This window comes from Hydrogenophaga sp. FW305-3-2-15-A-LB1 (assembly GCF_058787875.1).
Window position 1 is genome coordinate 19,494 of record NZ_JBYTAE010000003.1, and the last position, 18,127, is coordinate 37,620.

Annotated in this window: 18 protein-coding genes; 15 read left to right on the forward strand and 3 right to left on the reverse strand. The window is 67.6% G+C overall.

From position 1 onward, the window contains the following. Window positions 1-58 precede the first annotated feature (58 nt). Together AC3WPZ_RS01215 and AC3WPZ_RS01220 are read left to right on the forward strand one after the other, a co-directional pair. A complete protein-coding gene (locus AC3WPZ_RS01215; protein ID WP_444686910.1) occupies window positions 59-925 on the forward strand; it encodes an amidohydrolase family protein in 867 nt (288 codons plus the stop codon). A gap of 10 nt (window positions 926-935) precedes the next feature. After that, a complete protein-coding gene (locus AC3WPZ_RS01220; RefSeq protein ID WP_444686909.1) occupies window positions 936-2,774 on the forward strand; it encodes an AMP-binding protein in 1,839 nt (612 codons plus the stop codon). Between the two features lie 7 nt (window positions 2,775-2,781). Here AC3WPZ_RS01220 and AC3WPZ_RS01225 read toward each other — a convergent pair whose 3' ends face one another. Beyond that, entirely contained in the window at window positions 2,782-3,390 is a 609-nt protein-coding gene (locus AC3WPZ_RS01225; protein ID WP_382320638.1) for a 2-hydroxychromene-2-carboxylate isomerase, read from the reverse strand. Between the two features lie 216 nt (window positions 3,391-3,606). Between AC3WPZ_RS01225 and AC3WPZ_RS01230 the strand changes: the two genes are divergently transcribed. Next, complete coding sequence (locus AC3WPZ_RS01230; RefSeq protein ID WP_444686908.1) at window positions 3,607-4,647, forward strand: TRAP transporter substrate-binding protein; 1,041 nt, start codon at window positions 3,607-3,609, stop codon at window positions 4,645-4,647. Between the two features lie 272 nt (window positions 4,648-4,919). Here the strand turns inward: AC3WPZ_RS01230 and AC3WPZ_RS01235 are convergent, their stop codons facing one another. Beyond that, entirely contained in the window at window positions 4,920-6,050 is a 1,131-nt protein-coding gene (locus tag AC3WPZ_RS01235) for a 5-methyltetrahydropteroyltriglutamate--homocysteine S-methyltransferase (protein WP_382320635.1), read from the reverse strand. A 149-nt stretch (window positions 6,051-6,199) separates the two neighbouring features. Between AC3WPZ_RS01235 and AC3WPZ_RS01240 the strand changes: the two genes are divergently transcribed. From AC3WPZ_RS01240 to AC3WPZ_RS01265, 6 genes are all read left to right on the forward strand, one after another. Then, the gene (locus tag AC3WPZ_RS01240; protein ID WP_382156709.1) at window positions 6,200-6,982 is read left to right on the forward strand and encodes a GntR family transcriptional regulator; all 783 of its coding nucleotides are present in this window, start codon (window positions 6,200-6,202) and stop codon (window positions 6,980-6,982) included. A gap of 177 nt (window positions 6,983-7,159) precedes the next feature. Continuing rightward, window positions 7,160-8,200: a TRAP transporter substrate-binding protein gene (locus AC3WPZ_RS01245; protein WP_444686907.1), complete on the forward strand. Its 1,041-nt coding sequence runs from the start codon at window positions 7,160-7,162 to the stop codon at window positions 8,198-8,200. 117 nt (window positions 8,201-8,317) lie between these two features. Beyond that, entirely contained in the window at window positions 8,318-8,788 is a 471-nt protein-coding gene (locus tag AC3WPZ_RS01250) for a TRAP transporter small permease (protein ID WP_382325655.1), read from the forward strand. Next, on the forward strand, window positions 8,785-10,104 hold the full coding sequence (locus AC3WPZ_RS01255; protein WP_444686906.1) for a TRAP transporter large permease: 1,320 nt from the start codon (window positions 8,785-8,787) through the stop codon (window positions 10,102-10,104). Before AC3WPZ_RS01250 ends, AC3WPZ_RS01255 begins: the two co-directional genes overlap by 4 nt. Before the next feature lie 5 nt (window positions 10,105-10,109). Beyond that, window positions 10,110-11,105 (forward strand): Bug family tripartite tricarboxylate transporter substrate binding protein, encoded by a 996-nt coding sequence (locus AC3WPZ_RS01260; RefSeq protein ID WP_444686905.1) that lies wholly within the window; start codon window positions 10,110-10,112, stop codon window positions 11,103-11,105. 141 nt (window positions 11,106-11,246) lie between these two features. After that, window positions 11,247-12,218 carry an AEC family transporter gene (locus tag AC3WPZ_RS01265; protein ID WP_444686904.1) on the forward strand — a complete coding sequence of 324 codons (972 nt, stop codon included), beginning with the start codon at window positions 11,247-11,249 and terminating at the stop codon, window positions 12,216-12,218. Here the strand turns inward: AC3WPZ_RS01265 and AC3WPZ_RS01270 are convergent. Then, on the reverse strand, window positions 12,215-13,108 hold the full coding sequence (locus tag AC3WPZ_RS01270) for a LysR substrate-binding domain-containing protein (protein ID WP_382156719.1): 894 nt from the start codon (window positions 13,106-13,108) through the stop codon (window positions 12,215-12,217). The two genes, AC3WPZ_RS01265 and AC3WPZ_RS01270, sit on opposite strands and share 4 nt — an antisense overlap. 126 nt (window positions 13,109-13,234) lie before the next feature. Between AC3WPZ_RS01270 and AC3WPZ_RS01275 the strand changes: the two genes are divergently transcribed. The 6 genes from AC3WPZ_RS01275 to AC3WPZ_RS01300 all read left to right on the forward strand — a co-directional run bounded on the left by AC3WPZ_RS01275 (window position 13,235) and on the right by AC3WPZ_RS01300 (window position 18,126). Next, window positions 13,235-13,936, forward strand: a complete 702-nt coding sequence (locus AC3WPZ_RS01275; RefSeq protein WP_444686903.1) for a substrate-binding domain-containing protein — start codon at window positions 13,235-13,237, stop codon at window positions 13,934-13,936. Between the two features lie 29 nt (window positions 13,937-13,965). Continuing rightward, on the forward strand, window positions 13,966-15,000 hold the full coding sequence (locus tag AC3WPZ_RS01280) for an amidohydrolase family protein (RefSeq protein WP_382156723.1): 1,035 nt from the start codon (window positions 13,966-13,968) through the stop codon (window positions 14,998-15,000). A gap of 10 nt (window positions 15,001-15,010) precedes the next feature. Next, window positions 15,011-15,694 carry a 4-carboxy-4-hydroxy-2-oxoadipate aldolase/oxaloacetate decarboxylase gene (ligK, locus tag AC3WPZ_RS01285; RefSeq protein ID WP_382156725.1) on the forward strand — a complete coding sequence of 228 codons (684 nt, stop codon included), beginning with the start codon at window positions 15,011-15,013 and terminating at the stop codon, window positions 15,692-15,694. Window positions 15,695-15,805: 111 nt separating this feature from the next. Then, on the forward strand, window positions 15,806-16,741 hold the full coding sequence (locus tag AC3WPZ_RS01290) for an amidohydrolase family protein (protein ID WP_444686902.1): 936 nt from the start codon (window positions 15,806-15,808) through the stop codon (window positions 16,739-16,741). Between the two features lie 85 nt (window positions 16,742-16,826). Next, window positions 16,827-17,258 (forward strand): protocatechuate 4,5-dioxygenase subunit alpha, encoded by a 432-nt coding sequence (ligA, locus tag AC3WPZ_RS01295; RefSeq protein ID WP_382320625.1) that lies wholly within the window; start codon window positions 16,827-16,829, stop codon window positions 17,256-17,258. A gap of 1 nt (window position 17,259) precedes the next feature. Further along, window positions 17,260-18,126 (forward strand): class III extradiol dioxygenase subunit beta, encoded by an 867-nt coding sequence (locus tag AC3WPZ_RS01300; RefSeq protein WP_382320623.1) that lies wholly within the window; start codon window positions 17,260-17,262, stop codon window positions 18,124-18,126. The last annotated feature ends 1 nt before the right edge of the window (window position 18,127 follow it).

An 18,127-nucleotide genomic window follows, 5' to 3' on the forward strand; every position in this document is an offset into this window, starting at 1 on the left:
AAAACAAGCACACCGGTCGAAAACGACCCCCGTGTTTACCCTAGGTAAAGAGACACCCATGGACCACAAGAACCTGCTCGCGATCGACATCCACACCCACGCGGAAGTGAGCTGCCGCAACCCCTTCGACAACTACGGCGAGGAGTACGACCGCGCGGCCGACAAGTACTTCGGCAGCAACCGCCGGCCCACCATCGCCGAGACCATCGCCTACTACCGCGAGAAGAAGATCGGCCTGGTGATGTTCACCGTGGACAGCGAATCGAAACTCGGCCGCCGGCGCATCCCGAACGAAGAGATCGCGCAGGCCGCGCGCGAGAACAGCGACATGATGATTGCCTTCGCCAGCATCGACCCGCACAAGGGCAAGATGGGCGCGCGCGAGGCCGAGCGGCTGATCGCGGAAGAGGGCGTCAAGGGCTTCAAGTTCCACCCCACGGTGCAGGGCTACCACCCTTACGACAAGATGGCCTGGCCGATCTACGAGGTGATCAACGCGCACAAGCTGCCCGCGATCTTCCACACCGGGCACAGCGGCATCGGCTCGGGCATGCGCTGCGGCGGCGGCCTGCGGCTGGAGTACAGCAACCCCATGCACCTGGACGACGTGGCGATCGATTTCCCCGACATGCAGATCGTCATGGCCCACCCCAGCTTCCCGTGGCAGGACGAGGCGCTCAGCGTGGCCACGCACAAGCCCAACGTGTGGATCGACCTCTCGGGCTGGAGCCCGAAGTACTTCCCGAAGCAGCTGGTGCAGTACGCCAACACGCTGCTGAAGGACCGCGTGCTGTTCGGCAGCGACTACCCGCTGATCACGCCCGAGCGCTGGATGAAGGACTTCGAGGTCGCCGGTTTCAAGCCCGAGGTGATGCCCGGCATCCTGAAGGGCAACGCGGTGCGCCTGCTGGGGCTGGATGCCTGAGGCCGCGCCCATGCAGGCCTTCACCACGCTGGCCGACATCGAACGGCTGGAGCAGACCCCGCGCGAACAGGCCGCGCCGCACCGCAGTCCGTATGCGCTGATCCGCGCCACGGCCGAGCGTTTCCCCGAGCGCGAGGCGTTCCGCTTTCTGCCCGACGCCGATCTCGCCACCGAGCCCCGCCGCATCAGCTACCGCGCGCTGCTGGCCGACATCCACCGCGCGGCCAACCTGTTCCGCTCGCTCGGCGTGGGGCCGGACGACGCGGTGGCGCTGCTCGCGCCCAACCTGCCCGAGGCGCATGCGGTGCTCTGGGGCGCGCAGCTCGCGGGCCGCGTGTGTCCCATCAACTACCTGCTGCAGCCCGATCACATCGCGGCCTTGCTGAAAGCCTCGAACGCCAGGCTGCTGGTCGCGCTCGGGCCCAACGGCGAGCTCGCGGTGTGGCCGGTGGCGCAGCAGGTGGAGCAACACCATGCGCTGCCGCTGATCCAGATCCGCGTGGGCGAGTCCACCGCGCCCGAGGTGCCGGTGCTGCAGGACCTGCTCGCCGCGCAGCCCGAGGCGCTGGGCTTCGAGCCCGACCTGAACCCCGACCGTGTGGTGGCGCTGTTCCACACCGGCGGCACCACGGGCGCGCCCAAGCTCGCGCAGCACACCCAGGGCAACGAGGCGCACACGGCCTGGTTCGCCCACGCCTTCTACGACCTGGACGAACACGCGGTGGAGATCAACGGCTTTCCGCTGTTCCACGTGGCCGGCGCCTTCGTCTATGGCCTGGCTTTGCTCGCGGTGGGCGCGCGGCAGGTGCTGCCCACGCTCAGCGGCATGCGCAACACCGGGTTCGTGCAGCGCTACTGGCGGTTCTGCGAGCGCGAGCGGGTGACGCACCTGGCCTGCGTGCCCACGGTGCTCGCGGCCCTGATGGGCGTGCCGGTGGACGCGGACATCACCACCGTGCGCGCGGCCTACACCGGTGGCTCGCCGCTGCCGTCCGAACTCGCGCAACGCTTCGAAGCCGCCAGCGGCATCCCCGTGCGCAACATCCTGGGCATGACCGAGTGCGCGGGGCTGGTGAGCATCGAGCCCTTGCTCGGGCCGCGCACGCCCGGCTCGGCCGGCCTGCGCCTGCCTTACACCGAGGTGCATGCCGTGCCCTGGCGCGATGGCGAGGCGAAGCTGGACGAACGCTGCGCGGCGGGCGAGACCGGCGTGCTGGTGCTGCGCGGCCCGCACGTGAGCCCGGGCTACACCGACGCGGCGCGCAACGCCGGGATGTTCGAGCAGGGCTGGATCGTCACCGGCGACCTGGGCCACCTCGACGAGGCCGGCCGCATCCACATCACCGGCCGCGCGAAGGACGTGATCATCCGCGGCTCGCACAACATCGACCCCGGCCTGGTGGAAGACGCGTTCCTCGCGCACCCCGCCGTGGCCTTGTGCGCCGTGGTGGCCGAGCCCGATGCCTACGCGGGCGAAGTGCCGGTGGCCTTCGTGACGCTCAAGCCGGGTACGACGCTGCTTGCCGATGAGTTGCTGGCGCTGGTTGCGCCGCAGGTCTACGAACGGCCGGCGGTGCCCAAACGCGTGGTGCTGCTCGAGGCCTTGCCCATGACCGCGATCGGCAAGGTGTTCAAGCCCGAGCTGCGGCTGCGCGCGATCGAGATCAAGCTGGCCGAGGCGCTGCGCGAATGGGCGCCCGGTGTGCCGGCCCGCGTGCAGGCGCTGGAGCGGGGCGGGCGGCAGTGCGCGGTGATCACCGTGCCCGGTCCGCGCGACGAAGCGCTGCGCGAGCGCCTCATGCAAGGTCTCGCGGCCATGGCCGTCGAGACCGAGCTGCGCTTCGACTGAGCGAGGGCTACCAGCCGCCGCGCGTGAGCCAGCGCTCGACCTGATCGAGCTTGTCCACGCCCCAGAAGGGTTCGCCGTCCACCACCACGGTGGGCGAGCCGAACACGCCGGCTTTCAGCGACGCGTCGACCATCGCGCGCAGCAGCGACGCGGCTTCGTCGCCCGCGGCCGCCTCGGCCACGGCATCGGCCGACAAACCCTCGGGCAGGGCGAGGCCGCGCAGGGCTTCGGGCGTGGAAAGGTCCTGGCCCTCGCCCCAATAGGCCGCGTAGATCGCGTGCGCCAGCGCGGCCGCGTGGGCCGGCTGGTGCTGCTTCACCCAGGCGAAGGCGCGCGCGCAGGGCAGGGGGTTCATCACCGGGTCGTTCGGCTGGCGCTTCATCGGGAGGCCGTGTTCGCGCGCGTGGCGCAGCACGTCGCGCGCGGTGTAAGGGCCCTTCAGGGGCGTGTCCATCAAGGGTTTGAGGCCCATCACCTTCATCACCGACACGCCCAGCAGCATGGCGCGCCAGTCCACCGCGCGGCCATGGCGGGCGGCCAGGGCCTCGATGCGCAGCGAGGCGAAGTAGCCGTAGGGCGAGATGAAGTCGAAGTGGAACTGGATCGGTGAGCTCATGGGTGAGGGCGAGCGATCAAAAACCGCCTAGCAGGTTTCATAACAAGATGGAATAGCTGTTTGTACCTAAACAGGCTGGCGCGGGGCGCGCGATGGCTGCACAGTGTGCCTCTTGTGCCTGACGCGGCACATGTCATGTCCTGGCCGCCCTTCAGGGGGTGGACCGCACGGATTTCGTTTTTTCTCGCCTTCCCCCTTTCTCTCAGGAGCATCTCCATGACATTCCTTCGACGCCGCAACGCCATCGTGGCGATGGCCGCCCTTGGCGCGGCCACCCTGGCGGGCAGCGCCCTGGCGCAGCAGACCGTGACGCTGCGCCTGCACCAGTTCCTGCCGCCGACGGCGCCCATCCCCGCCCTGGCCATCGTGCCGTGGGCGAAGAAGGTCGAGGCGGAGTCGGGTGGCCGCATCAAGGTGCAGCTGTTCCACTCGATGTCCATGGGTGGTTCGCCGCCGCAGCTGTTCGACCAGGTGCGCGATGGCGTGGTGGACATTTCCTGGACGGTGCTGGGCTACACGCCGGGCCGTTTCAACAAGGCCGAGGTGTTCGAGCTGCCGTTCATGAGCGGCAAGGCCGAGCCGGCGTCGCGCGCGTTCCACGAGTTCGTGGAGAAGCACGCGGCCGATGAATTCAAGGACGTGAAGCTGCTGGCGGCGCACACGCACGGCCCGGGCCTGTTCCACACGAAGGAGCCGCTGACGAAGCTGGAAGACCTGAAGGGCAAGAAGGTGCGCGGCGGTTCGCGGGTGATCAGCAGCATGCTGCTGAAGCTGGGCGCGACGCCGGTGGGCATGCCGGTGCCGGCGGTGACGGAGGCGATGACCAAGGGTGTGATTCAGGGCACGACGATTCCGTGGGAGGTCGTGCCTTCGCTGAAGATCGCGGAGATCGTGAAGAACCACACCACGTTCTCGGGCCCACAGGGTTTGTTCACGCAGACGTTCGCGCTGACGATGAACCGCAACAGCTATGACAAGCTGCCGGCGGATCTGAAGAAGGTGATCGACGCGAATTCGGGTGTGGAGACGGCGGCGTTGTTCGGTCGCGCGATGGACGAGGGTGACCGCATGGGTCTGGCGTCGGCGACGAAGTTGGGCAACAAGGTGGTGACCTTGGACGCTGCCGAAACCAAGCGTTGGCAGGCGACGGCGGCGGCTGTGGAGGCCGATTGGGTGAAGGAAGTGCAGGCCAAGAACATCGACGGCGCGAAGCTGGTGTCCGAGGCTCGGGCCCTGCTTGCCAAGCACAGCAAATAATTCAAGTTTCTCTTGGATGGGCCGCTCCTTCGGGGCGGCCTTTTTTTGTGCCTGCTGGGTGGGCGCGCCAAGCTTGGTGTGCCCACATCTCTTGCAGGACAGTGGCGATGCCCGAATGCGCAGGCCCCCATTCGCGGTTGCCACAGAGGTTGAGCGCCAGCGCGGTGTTGACGAAAGGGTGTTCGCGCGCCCGGGCAGACGACCGCGAGCAGGGCCGGAGCAGGCGGGCGTCGCCACTGGCCTGACGCGAGGTCAACGCCAGAAAAGGAAACTCAGCCCCAAACCTCCCGAGCCGTCTCCACCACAAGGGCGAGCTTCCGACGCTGATCCTCCACAGCGATGTTGTTCCCATGCACGGTCGAAGAGAACCCGCACTGAGGCGATAGACACATCTGCTCCAGCGGCGCGTACTTGGCCGCCTCATCGATGCGCCGCTTCAGATCGTCCTTGCTCTCCAGCTGACCGAACTTCGTCGTCACCAGCCCCAGCACCACGACCTTGCCCTTGCTCAAAAAACGCAAAGGCCGGAAATCCCCCGAACGATCGTCGTCGTACTCCAGGAAAAACGCGTCCAGCTTCATCTCCGACAACAAGGCCTCCGCCACCGGCTCGTAGTTCCCCGCCGCCGCGTGCGTGCTCTTGAAATTGCCCCGGCACAAATGCATCGCCAGCGTCATCCCCGCCGGCTTGTGCGCCACCACCTTGTTGATGAAACCCGCATACCGGTGCGGCAACTCGTTCGGATCGTCCCCCCGCTGCCGCGCCGCCTCCCGCATCCGCTCATCGCACAGATACGCCATGTTCGTGTCGTCCATCTGCACGTAAGTGCAACCCGCGTCCGCCAGACTCTGCAACTCCTCGCCATACGCCTTCGCCACATCGTCGTAGAACACCGGGTCCAGCTCCGGGTAGGCCTCCTTGCTGATCCCCGCGCGCCCACCCCGGAAATGCAACATCGTCGGCGACGGAATCGTCACCTTCGGCGTCACCGGCGCGGGCAGACCCATAGCCGCCACCTGCGCCTTCAGGTACTCGAAGTCCGCCAACTGGATGTTCTTCGCGTGCCGCACCTTGTCGATCACGCGGATCACCGGCGGCGCCAGCTCCTCCGTGCCGTCGGGTTTGCGGATCGTCACCGGAATGTCCGTCTTCACACCGCCCAGCTGCTCCAGGAAATCGATGTGGAAATACGTGCGGCGGAACTCGCCGTCCGTGATCGACTGCAGGCCGACATCGGCCTGGAACTTCACGATCTCGGTGATCGCCCGGTCCTCCACCTCGCGCAGCTGCGCCGCGCTGATCTCGCCCTTGGCCTTCTGCTCGCGGGCTTCGAGCAGGTAGGCCGGTCGCAGAAAACTGCCGACGTGGTCGGCGCGGAACGGGGCATGGGTGCGCAGGCTCATGGTGGAAAACGTCCTCGGGTCGTTGGGTTCTGGAAATGGGGTGAAGGCGCACTTTGCCAGCCTTCAATGCATACATAAACCTATGGAAAACCCCGACTCGATGGCAAATCGCTTGAAAAATGGCGGTTTCTGTATACATTGCGTATCCCATGACCTTGGACGCCACCACCCTGTCCCCGCCCGAGCCCGTGGGCGCCGCCACCGAGAGCGCGCAGGTGCGCGCCCTGCTGCAGCTGCGCGAACTCATCCTCTCGGGTGAGCTGGCCGGCGGCTCGCGCATCGCCGAACTCGCCATCGTGGAGCGCCTGGGCGTCTCGCGCACCCCCATCCGCGCCGCGCTGATGCGCCTGGAGCAGGAAGGCCTGCTCGAAGCCCTGCCCAACGGCGGCTACGTGGTGCAGACCTTTTCCGAGCGCGACATCGCCGACGCGATCGAGCTGCGCGGCACGCTCGAAGGCCTGCTGGCCCGGCTGGCGGCCGAGCGCGGCGCGCCCGGCGCGGTGCTGCTCGAAGCCCGGCAATGCCTCAACCGCCTGGACACCGTGCTCGCCGTGCCCGCGCTCGACGACAAGGGCTTTTCCGACTACGTGGCGCTCAACAGCCAGTTCCACGCCCTGGTCTGGGAAATGGCCGACAGCCCCACCATCGCGCGCCAGCTGGACAAAGTGCTCACCCTGCCGTTCGCCTCGCCCTCGGGCTTCGTCGTGATGCAGGCCCATTCCCAGCGCGCGCGCGACATGCTGGTGGTGGCGCAGGACCAGCACCGCCAGGTGCTCGACGCCATCGAACAGCGCGAAGGCACGCGCGCCGAGGCCATCATGCGCGAGCACTCCCGCCTGGCCCAGCGCAACCTGCGCGAGGTGCTGGCCGGGCACGCCACGGTGCACGCGCCGGCCTCCATGCCGGCCATCAAGCTCATCCGCCGCCGCTGAGGCGGGCGACAACCCGAAGGTTTCATAGAAAAACGGCATAACTGAAAGTCGGTTATCTGGCTGGCGGAGATGCCGGCGGCCATGCACAGTGTGGGCAAGACGTTCTTCAAGCCTGCCGGAAGTCGGAGTGCGCCCACACGCTACCGACCCGGCGAACACAAGGAACTGGAGACAAGCATGAGATTCATCCAACGCCGAACCGCCTTGCTGGCCGTGGGTGCCCTCGCTGGTGCCCTGATGGCGGGCAACGCCATGGCCCAGCAGCAGGTCACGCTGCGGCTGCACCAGATGCTGCCGCAGCAGGCCACCATCCCGGCGCGCGCGCTCATCCCCTGGGCGCAGAAGGTGGAGGCCGAGTCGGGCGGCAAGATCAAGGTCCAGCTGTTCCATGCCATGGCCCTGGGCGGCGCGCCCCCGCAGCTGTACGACCAGGCCCGCGACGGCGTGGTGGACCTGACCTGGACCGTGCTGGGCTACACCCCGGGCCGCTTCAACAAGTCCGAAGTCTTCGAGCTGCCCTTCATGAGCGGCTCGGCCGAGGAGTCCTCGCGCGCCTTCCAGGAATACGTCGAGAAGTTCGCCGCCGACGAATTCCGCGAGGTCAAGCTGATCGCGGTGCACACCCACGGCCCCGGCCTGTTCCACACCAAGACGCCGGTGACCGGCCTGGAAAGCCTGCGTGGCATGAAGGTGCGCGGCGGCTCGCGCGTCATCAACAACATGCTCACCAAGCTGGGCGCCACGCCCGTGGGCATGCCGGTGCCGGCCGTGACCGACGCCCTGTCCAAGGGCACCATCGACGGCACCACCATCCCCTGGGAAGTCACGCCCTCGCTCAAGGTCACGGAGCTGGTGAAGAACCACACCACCTTCGCCGGCAAGCAGGGCCTGTACACCCAGACCTTCGCGTTCTCCATGAACCGCGCCAGCTACGAGAAGCTGCCGCCCGACCTCAAGAAGGTGATCGACGCCAACTCCGGCATCGAGACCGCCGCCCTGTTCGGCAAGGCCATGGACGACGGCGACAAGGCCGGCCGCGAGATCGCCGAGAAGGCCAGGAACAACATCGTGGCACTCGACGCGGCCGAGACGCAGCGCTGGCGCCGCACCGCGGCCACGGTCGAGACCGACTGGGTCAACGAAATGAAGGGCAAGAACATCGACGGGGCCAAACTCCTGTCGGAAGCGCGTGCGCTGATCGCGAAGTACCAGCGATAATCCCGCACCCCCCACGGGACGGCCCTCCTGGCCGTCCCTCTACTGAGTGACCGATTCGCTTTCGCTGTGCTCAGCGGACGTGAATTGGTCCTTTTTTTGAAGGTGACAAGTTTGAAAGTGCTGTCTTTATTGGCCAGGTTCTGCGCCATCCTGGCCGGGGTCCTGCTCACGGTGATCACCATCATCACCTGCTTCAGCCTGATCGGCCGCAACACCATCGGCGTCACGCTGGTGGGTGACTACGAGCTGACCGCTGTCACCGCGGGCGCGGCGGTCGCGCTCTTCATGCCCTGGTGCCAGCTCAAGCGCGAGAACATCATCGTCGACTTCTTCACCGCCAAGGTGTCCGAAGCCGGCATCGCGCGCCTGGACCGCTTCGGCAGCCTGCTGCTGGCCATCCTCATGTTCGCGCTCGCGTGGCGCACCGCCATCGGCGGCATGAGCGCCCACAGCTCGCAGACCACCACCATGATGCTCGGCTTCCCCGAGTGGATCACCTACGCCTTCATGGTTCCGCCGTTCGTGCTGACTGGCTTGATCGCCCTGTACCAGGCATTCATTGGCAATTTTTCGGAGCAGGGCGAATGAGTTCTTTGAGTCTCGCGGGGTTGATCTTCGCAGTGATGTTGGTCCTGATGGCGATCCGCGTGCCGATCGCCGTCTCCATGTTCGCCGCCGGCGCCTTCGGCTACATCTACCAGGTGGGCCTGCCGCCCTTCTTCAACAACCTCAACGGCATGGCGTTCGCGCGCTTCGCCAGCTACGACCTCTCGGTCATTCCGCTGTTCATCCTGATGGGCAACTTCGCCACCCAGGGCGGCATCTCCAAGGCGCTGTTCCAGTTCGCCGCCGTGGTCATGGGCCGCTTCAAGGGCGGCCTGGCCATGGCCGCCGTGCTGGCCAGCGCGGGCTTCGGCGCCATCTGCGGTTCGTCGGTCGCCACGGCAGCCACCATCACCTCGGTGGCCCTGCCCGAGATGCGGCGCCACGGTTATTCCGGCCGCCTGTCCACCGGCACGCTGGCCGCGGGCGGCACGCTGGGCGTGCTGATCCCGCCCTCGGTGCCGCTGGTGATCTACGCCATCCTGACCGAGCAGAACATCGCCAAGCTGTTCGCCGCGGCCATGATCCCCGGCATCATCGCCGCCGTCGGCTACATGATCGCCATCGCGATCTACGTGCGCCTCGTGCCCGGCCACGCGCCTGAGCACGACGCCAACGACCAGAAGCTCACGCTGCAGGCCCTCATGGGCGTGGCGCCCATCGCGATCGTGTTCCTGATCGTCTTCGGCGGCATCTACGGCGGCCTGTTCACGCCCACCGAAGGTGCCGGCGTGGGCGCGGGCGCGACCTTCATCGCGGCCCTGCTCAAGCGCGAACTCACCTGGGCCAAGGTCAAGCTGTGCTTCTACTCCACGGCGGCGGCCAGCGCGATGATCTTCATGATCTTCATCGGCGCCGACCTCATGAACTCGGCCCTGGCCCTCACCCAGGTGCCGGCGCAGCTGGCCTCGGTCATCCAGGGCTGGGACGTCTCGCCGCTGATGGTGGTGGGCGGCATCCTGCTGTTCTACGTGGTGCTGGGCGCGGTGATGGACGAGCTCTCCATGATCCTGCTGACCATCCCGATCTTCTTCCCGGTGGTGATCGGCCTGGACTTCGGCATGCCGCAGGAATCCGTGGCGATCTGGTTCGGCATCATGGTGCTGATGACGGTGGGCTTCGGTCTGCTCGCGCCGCCGGTGGGCCTGAACGTCTACGTGGTCAACGGCCTGGCCAAGACCGTGCCGATCGGTGAGAGCTACCGTGGCGTGATGCCTTTCCTGGCCAGCGACGTGGTGCGCACCCTGCTGGTGCTCTTCTTTCCGGCCGTCTCTCTCTGGTTGGTTCAATTCGTGGGGTAAATGACATGACGACATTCCTGAATCTCCGTCGCCGCGCCGTGCTCGGCGCCACCCTGGCCACCGCCGCCATGGGCCTGGTGGCCCTGCCGGCCGTGGCGCAGTCCGCCTTCCCGTCCAAGGGCCTGCGCATCGTGGTGCCGTTCGGCCCCGGTGGCGTGGGGGACCTCACCGCCCGCATCGTGGCCGAGAAGCTGACCAGCCAGCTCGGCCAGCCGGTGGTGATCGACAACCGCCCCGGTGCCGGTGGCGTGGTGGCCGCCGAGTCGGTCGCGCGTTCCGAGCCCGATGGCCACACCATGTTCCTGATGTCCAACGGCACCGCCGTGACGGCCAGCCTGTTCCAGAAGCTGCCGTTCGACACCATCAAGGATTTCACGCCGGTCTCCACGCTGGGCTACTTCGACATCGCCGTGGTGGTGCCCGCGAACTCGCCGCACAAGACCCTGGGCGAGCTGGTGAGCTTCGCCAAGGCCAACCCCGGCAAGATCAACATCGGCAGCATCAACATCGGCAGCACCCAGCACCTCGCGGCCGAGCTGTTCAAGAGCACGGCCGGCATCGACGCGCAGATCGTGCCCTACAACGGCTCGCCCGCGCTGATCGGCGCCATCCGTGGCCAGCAGGTCGACGTGGCGGTGGAAATCCTGGCGCCGGTGCTCACGCAGATCCAGGGCGGCGCCCTGCGCGCGCTGGCCGTGACCGGCGAGAAGCGATCCATCGTGCTGCCCGAGGTGCCCACGGCGGTCGAGGCCGGCGTCAAGGACTACATCGCGTCGTCCTGGAACGCGCTGGCCGTGCCCTCGAAGACGCCGCGCGCGGTGGTGGAGCGCCTGCACAAGGAAATCGCCACCGCCGTGGCCGATCCCGGTGTGCGCGAAAAGCTGCGCGGCCTGAACATCGACGCGCGCTCGAGCACGCCGGAACAGAACGCGGCCTTGCTCGCGTCCGACATCCGCCGCTGGAGCGGTGTGATCGAGAAGGCCAAGATCCAGAAGCAGTGATCGGAGCACCCCCCGCCGCGCTGCCGCGCGTCCCCCCTGGAGGGGGGCGGGCCTGGCGGCCCGGCAAAGCCGGTTCCGCGGGCCCCCTGGATGGGGGCACGCGCGCCGGCTGATTTTTTCTTTCTTTTTTTTCCTTCCCCCTTGCTCGATATCCTGGCCATCACCGGGCCGATCTACCTTTGCATCGCGCTGGGTTTTGCGGCTGTGCGCTGGCGGGTGTTTTCGCCTGCGGACATGCGGGTGATGGGCAAGTTCGTCATCCAGTTCGCGCTGCCGGCGCTGCTTTTCAATGCGCTGGCTTCGCGGCCGATCGCCGAGTTGCTGCAGCCGGCCTACCTGCTGGCTTTCGGCGTGGGTTCGGTGGTGTGGCTGCTGATCAGCCTGTGGGGCGCGCACCGCCTGCAGAAGCGCTCGCTGACCGAGAGCGCCTACACCACCATGGGCATGACCTGCGGCAACAGCACCTTCATCGGTTACCCGGTGGTGCTGCTGGCGATCGGGCCGCTGGCGGGCGTGGCGCTGGCGATGAACCTGCTGGTGGAAAACCTCATCAAGCTGCCGCTGCTGATGACGCTGGCCGATGTGGGGGCGTCGGACACGGCGCGCTCGTCCTGGAGGCACGCCTTGCGCGAGACGCTGCACCGCCTGGTGCGCAACCCCATGATCATCGCCATCGTGCTGGGTTTCGTGGTCGCGCTGCTGGGCTGGCCCATCCCGTCGGTGATCGCGCGCACGGTCAACCTGTTCGGCGCGGCCAGCGGCGGCCTGGCGCTGTTCATCATCGGCGGCACGCTGGTGGGCCTGCAGGTGCGCGGCCTGCGCCGCCAGGTGGCGCAGATCACCCTCGGCAAGCTGCTGCTGCACCCCGCCGCGGTGTGGGCCGCCGTGATGCTCCTGCCCCTGATCGGCCTGCCCGCGCTCACCGGCGAGCTGCGCGCCGCGGTGGTGCTGTCCGCCGCCATGCCCATGCTGGGCATCTACCCGCTGCTCGCGCAGCGCCACGGCCATGAAGGCTTCACCGCGGCCGCGCTGCTGGCCACCACCGTGGCCTCGTTCTTCACGCTCAGCGCCATCCTCTGGTTGATGCGCCACAGCGCCGGCTGGTTGAGCTAAGCCACCAGCTTCCTGATGAGTTCCAGCGTGGTCTGCTGCGTCAGCGTGGCTGGGCGCTGTGAACTCACGGCCAGGCACAGGCGGGTGCGCAAGGGCGGGTCGCTCACCGGGCGCATGCGGTAGGCCGAAGGCCGGATCGAGCTGAACACCGCGTTGCGCGAGAGCAGGGCGGCGCCCGCGCCGTCGGCCACGAGGTCGAGGATGGCCGAGACGCCGTCGATTTCCAGCGCGATGTGGGGCCGGCAGCCGATGTTGGCCATCTCGGTTTCCACGTGCATGCGGATCGCGTTGGGCCGGCTCGGGATCACCAGCGGCAGTTCGGCCACCTCGCGCAGCGGGATCGCCAGGGGCGGCGGGTCTTCCGGCAGGCCCGGCGGGCGGGGCTCCACCAGCACCAGTTCCTCGTCGGGCAGCGGGTGGATCTCGAGTTCGGGCGAGGGCTGCGCGTTGTAGAGCACGGCGATGTCCAGCCGGCCGTTCACCAGCGATTCCTGCATGGTCATGGACAGGCCCTCGCTGATCGACAGGCTGGCCTGCGGCAGCTGCTGGCGGAAGGCGCGCGTGAGCGGCACCGTGAGCACGCGCGCCAGGCTGGGCGGCAGGCCGATGGCCACGCGCCCGGCCAGCGCGCCGCGCACCCGGCCCAGCTCTTCGCGCGCCCGCTCCACCTGGTGCAGGATGCCGCGCCCGTGCGCCAGCAGCAGCTTGCCGGCCTCGGTGGGCGTGGCGCCCCGGCCGTTGCGCACCAGCAGGTTCTGCCGCAGTTCCACCTCCAGCAGGCGCACCTGGCGCGAGAGCGCGGGCTGCGCCACATTCAGCGCCATGGCGGCGCGTGTGAAGCTGCCGAGTTCGGCCACGCGCACGAAGTATTCGAGTTGTTTCAGGTCCATGGGAAAGGTCGGGTTGCAGCCCCCATCATAGTTATGTGATTTTGTTCTAGCTGATAGCCGCGACTGTGACTTTTCTTGAGGGGTGCTGGGGGTCACAATGCGCCCTTCAACCCCGAGTCCCTGTTCATGACCACCGAGACCCCACCGAGCATCCGAGGCATTTCGTCCATGGCCACCCGCCAGGTGCTGGCCGAACTGGGCGCGGCGTTCGAGCAACGCGCGGGCGGCGCGGTGGCGATCGAGGCCGTCGGCGGCGTGGACGCGGCCAAACGCGTTGCCGCCGGCGAGCGCTTCGACGTGGTGATCCTCGCCTCCGACGCGATCGACAAGCTGATCGCCGCCGGCCACCTGCAGGCCGGCAGCCGCGTGGACCTGGTGCGCTCGAGCGTGGCCATCGCGGTGCGCGCGGGCGCGCCGGTGCCCGACATCGGCTCCGAAGCCGCGCTGAAGCGCGCCGTGCTGGCCGCGCGCAGCATCAGCTACTCCACCGGCCCCAGCGGCGTGGCGCTGGCTGCGCTGTTCGAACGCTGGGGCGTGGCCGACGAGGTGCGCGGGCGCACCGTGCAGGCACCGCCCGGTGTGCCGGTGGGCACGCTGGTGGCGCGCGGCGAGGTCGAGCTGGGCTTCCAGCAGCTCAGCGAGCTGATCCACGTCGACGGCATCACCCTCGTCGGCGGCATGCCGCCCGAGGTCGAGATCACCACCGTCTTTTCCGCCGGCCTGCCCGCCGACGGACCCCAGGCCGCGCGCGTGCGCGCCCTGCTCGAATTCATGACATCCCCCGATGCCGAAGCGGCCAAGCGCCGCCAGGGCATGGAACCCGCCTGAATCCACCGACCCCCAAGAGGAGCCCCTACATGAGTCTCATCATCGACTGCCACGGCCACTACACCACCGCCCCCAAGGCGCTGGAGGCCTGGCGCAACCAGCAGATCGCGGGCATCCAGGACCCGGCGCTCATGCCGAAGGTCGCCGACCTGAAGATCAGCGACGACGAACTGCGCGAGTCCATCGAGACCAACCAGCTCAAGCTGATGAAGGAACGCGGCAGCGACATCACGCTGTTCTCGCCGCGCGCGAGCTTCATGGCGCACCACATCGGTGACTTCAACGTCTCCAGCACCTGGGCCGCCATCTGCAACGAGCTGTGCCACCGCGTCTCCACGCTGTTCCCCGACCACTTCGTGCCGGTGGCCATGCTGCCGCAGTCGCCCGGTGTCGATCCGAAGACCTGCATCCCCGAGCTGGAGAAGTGCGTCAAGGAATACGGCGCGGTCGGCATCAACCTCAATCCCGATCCTTCGGGCGGCCACTGGACCAGCCCGCCGCTGACCGACAAGCACTGGTACCCCATCTACGAAAAGATGGCCGAGTACGACCTGCCGGCCATGATCCACGTGAGCACCAGCTGCAACGCCTGCTTCCACACCACCGGCGCGCACTACCTCAACGCCGACACCACCGCCTTCATGCAGCTCATCCAGGGCGACCTGTTCAAGGACTTCCCGACGCTGAAGTTCCTGATCCCGCACGGCGGCGGCGCGGTGCCCTACCACTGGGGCCGTTTCCGTGGTCTGGCGCAGGAGATGAAGAAGCCGCTGCTGGACACGCACCTGATGAACAACGTGTTCTTCGACACCTGCGTGTACCACCAGCCCGGCATCGACCTGCTCAACACCGTGATCCCGGTGAAGAACGTGCTGTTCGCCAGCGAGATGATCGGCGCCGTGCGTGGCATCGACCCGACGACCGGCAACTACTACGACGACACCAAGCGCTACATCGAGGCATCGAAGATCCTGAGTGCGGACGACAAGCACCAGATCTACGAAGGCAACGTGCGCCGCGTGTTCCCGCGCCTGGATGCGCGTCTCAAGGCCAAGGGCCTGTAAGGAGTTTCACATGTACGAACTGGGCGTTGTCTACCGCAACATCACCCGCGCCGACCGCGCGGCCGCCGACGGCCTGGCGGCACTGGGCTCGGCCACCGTCCACGAGGCCATGGGCCGCGTGGGCCTGCTCAAGCCCTACATGCGCCCGATCTATGCGGGCCAGCAGGTCAGCGGCACCGCCGTCACCGTGCTGCTGCAGCCCGGTGACAACTGGATGATGCACGTGGCCGCGGAGCAGATCCAGCCCGGCGACATCGTGGTGGCCGCCGTCACCGCCGAGTGCACCGACGGCTACTTCGGCGACCTGCTCGCCACCTCGTTCCAGGCGCGCGGCGCCCGCGCGCTCATCATCGACGCCGGCGTGCGCGACGTGAAGACGCTGCAGGAGATGAACTTCCCGGTGTGGAGCAAGGCCATCAGCAGCAAGGGCACCATCAAGGCCACGCTGGGCTCGGTGAACATCCCCATCGTCTGCGCCGGCATGCTGGTGACGCCGGGCGACGTGATCGTGGCCGACGACGACGGCGTGGTCTGCGTGCCCGCCGCGCGCGCCGCCGCCACGCTGGAGGCCGCGCGCAAGCGCGAGAGCTTCGAGGGCGAGAAGCGCGCCAAGCTGGCCAGCGGCGTGCTGGGGCTGGACATGTACAAGATGCGCGAGCCCCTGGCCGCCGCCGGCCTGCGCTATATCGACTAACCCCCACCGCGCTTTGCGCGACCCCCTTGAAAGGGGGCAACACCAGCGGCCCGGCAAAGCCGGTTCCACGGTGTTTCTGGACAGCGTCACTTCATGCAGAAGGATTCGAGAATGACAAAACCGACTTCCGGTGATTTCACCAAAACCGCGGGCTGGCTCGACTGGTACGACGGCCCGAGCAAGCCGCGCTTCCAGCTGCCCGCCGGCGCCGTGGACGCGCACTGCCACGTGTTCGGCCCGGGCGCCGAATTCCCCTACGCGCCCGAGCGCAAGTACACGCCTTGCGACGCCAGCAAGGCCCAGTTGTACGCGCTGCGCGACCACCTCGGCTTTTCGCGCAACGTGGTGGTGCAGGCCACCTGCCACGGTGCGGACAACCGCGCCATGGTCGATGCCTGCCTCTCCAGCGGCGGCAAGGCGCGCGGCGTGGCCACCGTCAAGCGCAGCGTGACCGACGAGGAACTGCAGCAGCTGCACGCCGCCGGCGTGCGCGGCGTGCGCTTCAACTTCGTCAAGCGCCTGGTGGACTTCACGCCCAAGGACGAGCTGATGGAGATCGCCGCGCGCATCCAGAAGCTGGGCTGGCACGTGGTCATCTACTTCGAGGCGGTGGACCTGCCCGAGCTGTGGGACTTCTTCACCGCGCTGCCCACCACCGTGGTGGTGGACCACATGGGCCGCCCCGACGTGAGCAAGCCGGTGGACGGCCCCGAGTTCGAGCTGTTCCTCAAGTTCATGCGCCAGCACCCCAATGTGTGGAGCAAGGTGAGCTGCCCCGAGCGCCTGAGCGTCACCGGCCCCAAGGCGCTGAACGCTGAACAGGCGGCCTACCAGGACGTGGTGCCGTTCGCGCGCAAGGTGGTCGAGGAGTTCCCCGACCGCGTGTTGTGGGGCACCGACTGGCCGCACCCCAACCTCAAGGACCACATGCCCGACGACGGCCTGCTGGTCGACTTCATTCCGCAGATCGCGCCCACGGCCGAGCTGCAGAAGAAGCTGCTCGTCACCAACCCCATGCGCCTTTACTGGCCCGAGGAACAAGTATGAACCCCCACGCTCATCACTTCGTGTATTCGCTGCCCCCCGAGGGGGCGCATGCCGCCCTTGAGGCGGCTCGGCGGGAGGCATAACCATGGCCCTGGACAAACCCTACCTGGACGTGCCCGGCACGACCATCTTCGACGCCGAGCAGAGCCGCAAGGGCTACTGGCTCAACCAGTTCTGCATGAGCCTGATGAAGGCCGAGAACCGCGAGCGCTTCAAGAAGGACGAGCGCGCCTACCTCGACGAGTGGGCCATGACGGAAGAGCAGAAGCAGGCCGTGCTCGCGCGCGACCTGAACTGGTGCATCCGCCTGGGCGGCAACATCTACTTCCTGGCCAAGATCGGTGCCACCGACGGCAAGAGCTTCCAGCAGATGGCGGGCTCCATGACCGGCATGACCGAAGAGGAGTACCGCAACATGATGGTGGCCGGCGGCCGTTCGGCCGAAGGCAACCGCGTGGTCGGCGAAGACGGCGATGCCCAGGCGCACCGCCAGCCACAGGGAAAAGGAAAGAACTGACATGGCCCGCATCACCGCATCCGTCTACACCTCGCACGTCCCGGCCATCGGCGCCGCGCTCGACCTCGGCAAGACCCACGAGCCCTACTGGCAACCGGTCTTCCAGGGCTACGAGTTCGGCAAGCAGTGGATGAAGGACAACAAGCCCGACGTCATCTTCCTGGTTTTCAACGACCACGCCACGGCCTTCAGCCTGGACATGATCCCCACCTTCGCGATCGGCACCGCCGCCGAGTACCAGCCGGCCGACGAGGGCTGGGGCCCGCGCCCCGTGCCCAAGGTGATCGGCCACCCGGACCTGGCCTCGCACATCGCGCAGTCGGTGATCCAGCAGGACTTCGACCTCACCATCGTCAACAAGATGGACGTGGACCACGGCCTGACCGTGCCGCTCTCGCTGATGTGCGGCCCGCAGGACCCGGTCAAGGGCGCCTGGCCCTGCCCGGTGATCCCGTTCGCGGTCAACGTGGTGCAGTACCCCGTGCCCAGCGGCCGGCGCTGCTACAACCTCGGCAAGGCCATCGCCAAGGCGGTGGCCAGCTACGACGAGGACATCAACGTGCACATCTGGGGCACGGGCGGCATGAGCCACCAGCTGCAGGGACCGCGCGCGGGCCTGATCAACAAGGACTTCGACAACGCCTTCCTCGACAAGCTGATCAGCGACCCCGAGGCCGCCGCCGACATCCCGCACATCGACTACGTGCGCGATGCGGGCAGCGAAGGCATCGAACTCGTGATGTGGCTGATCGCGCGCGGCGCGATGGCCGATGCGGCCGGCGGCCCCCGCCCGAAGGCCGTGCAACGCTTCTACCACGTGCCCGCGTCGAACACGGCGGTGGGCCACCTGATCCTGGAGAACACCTGAC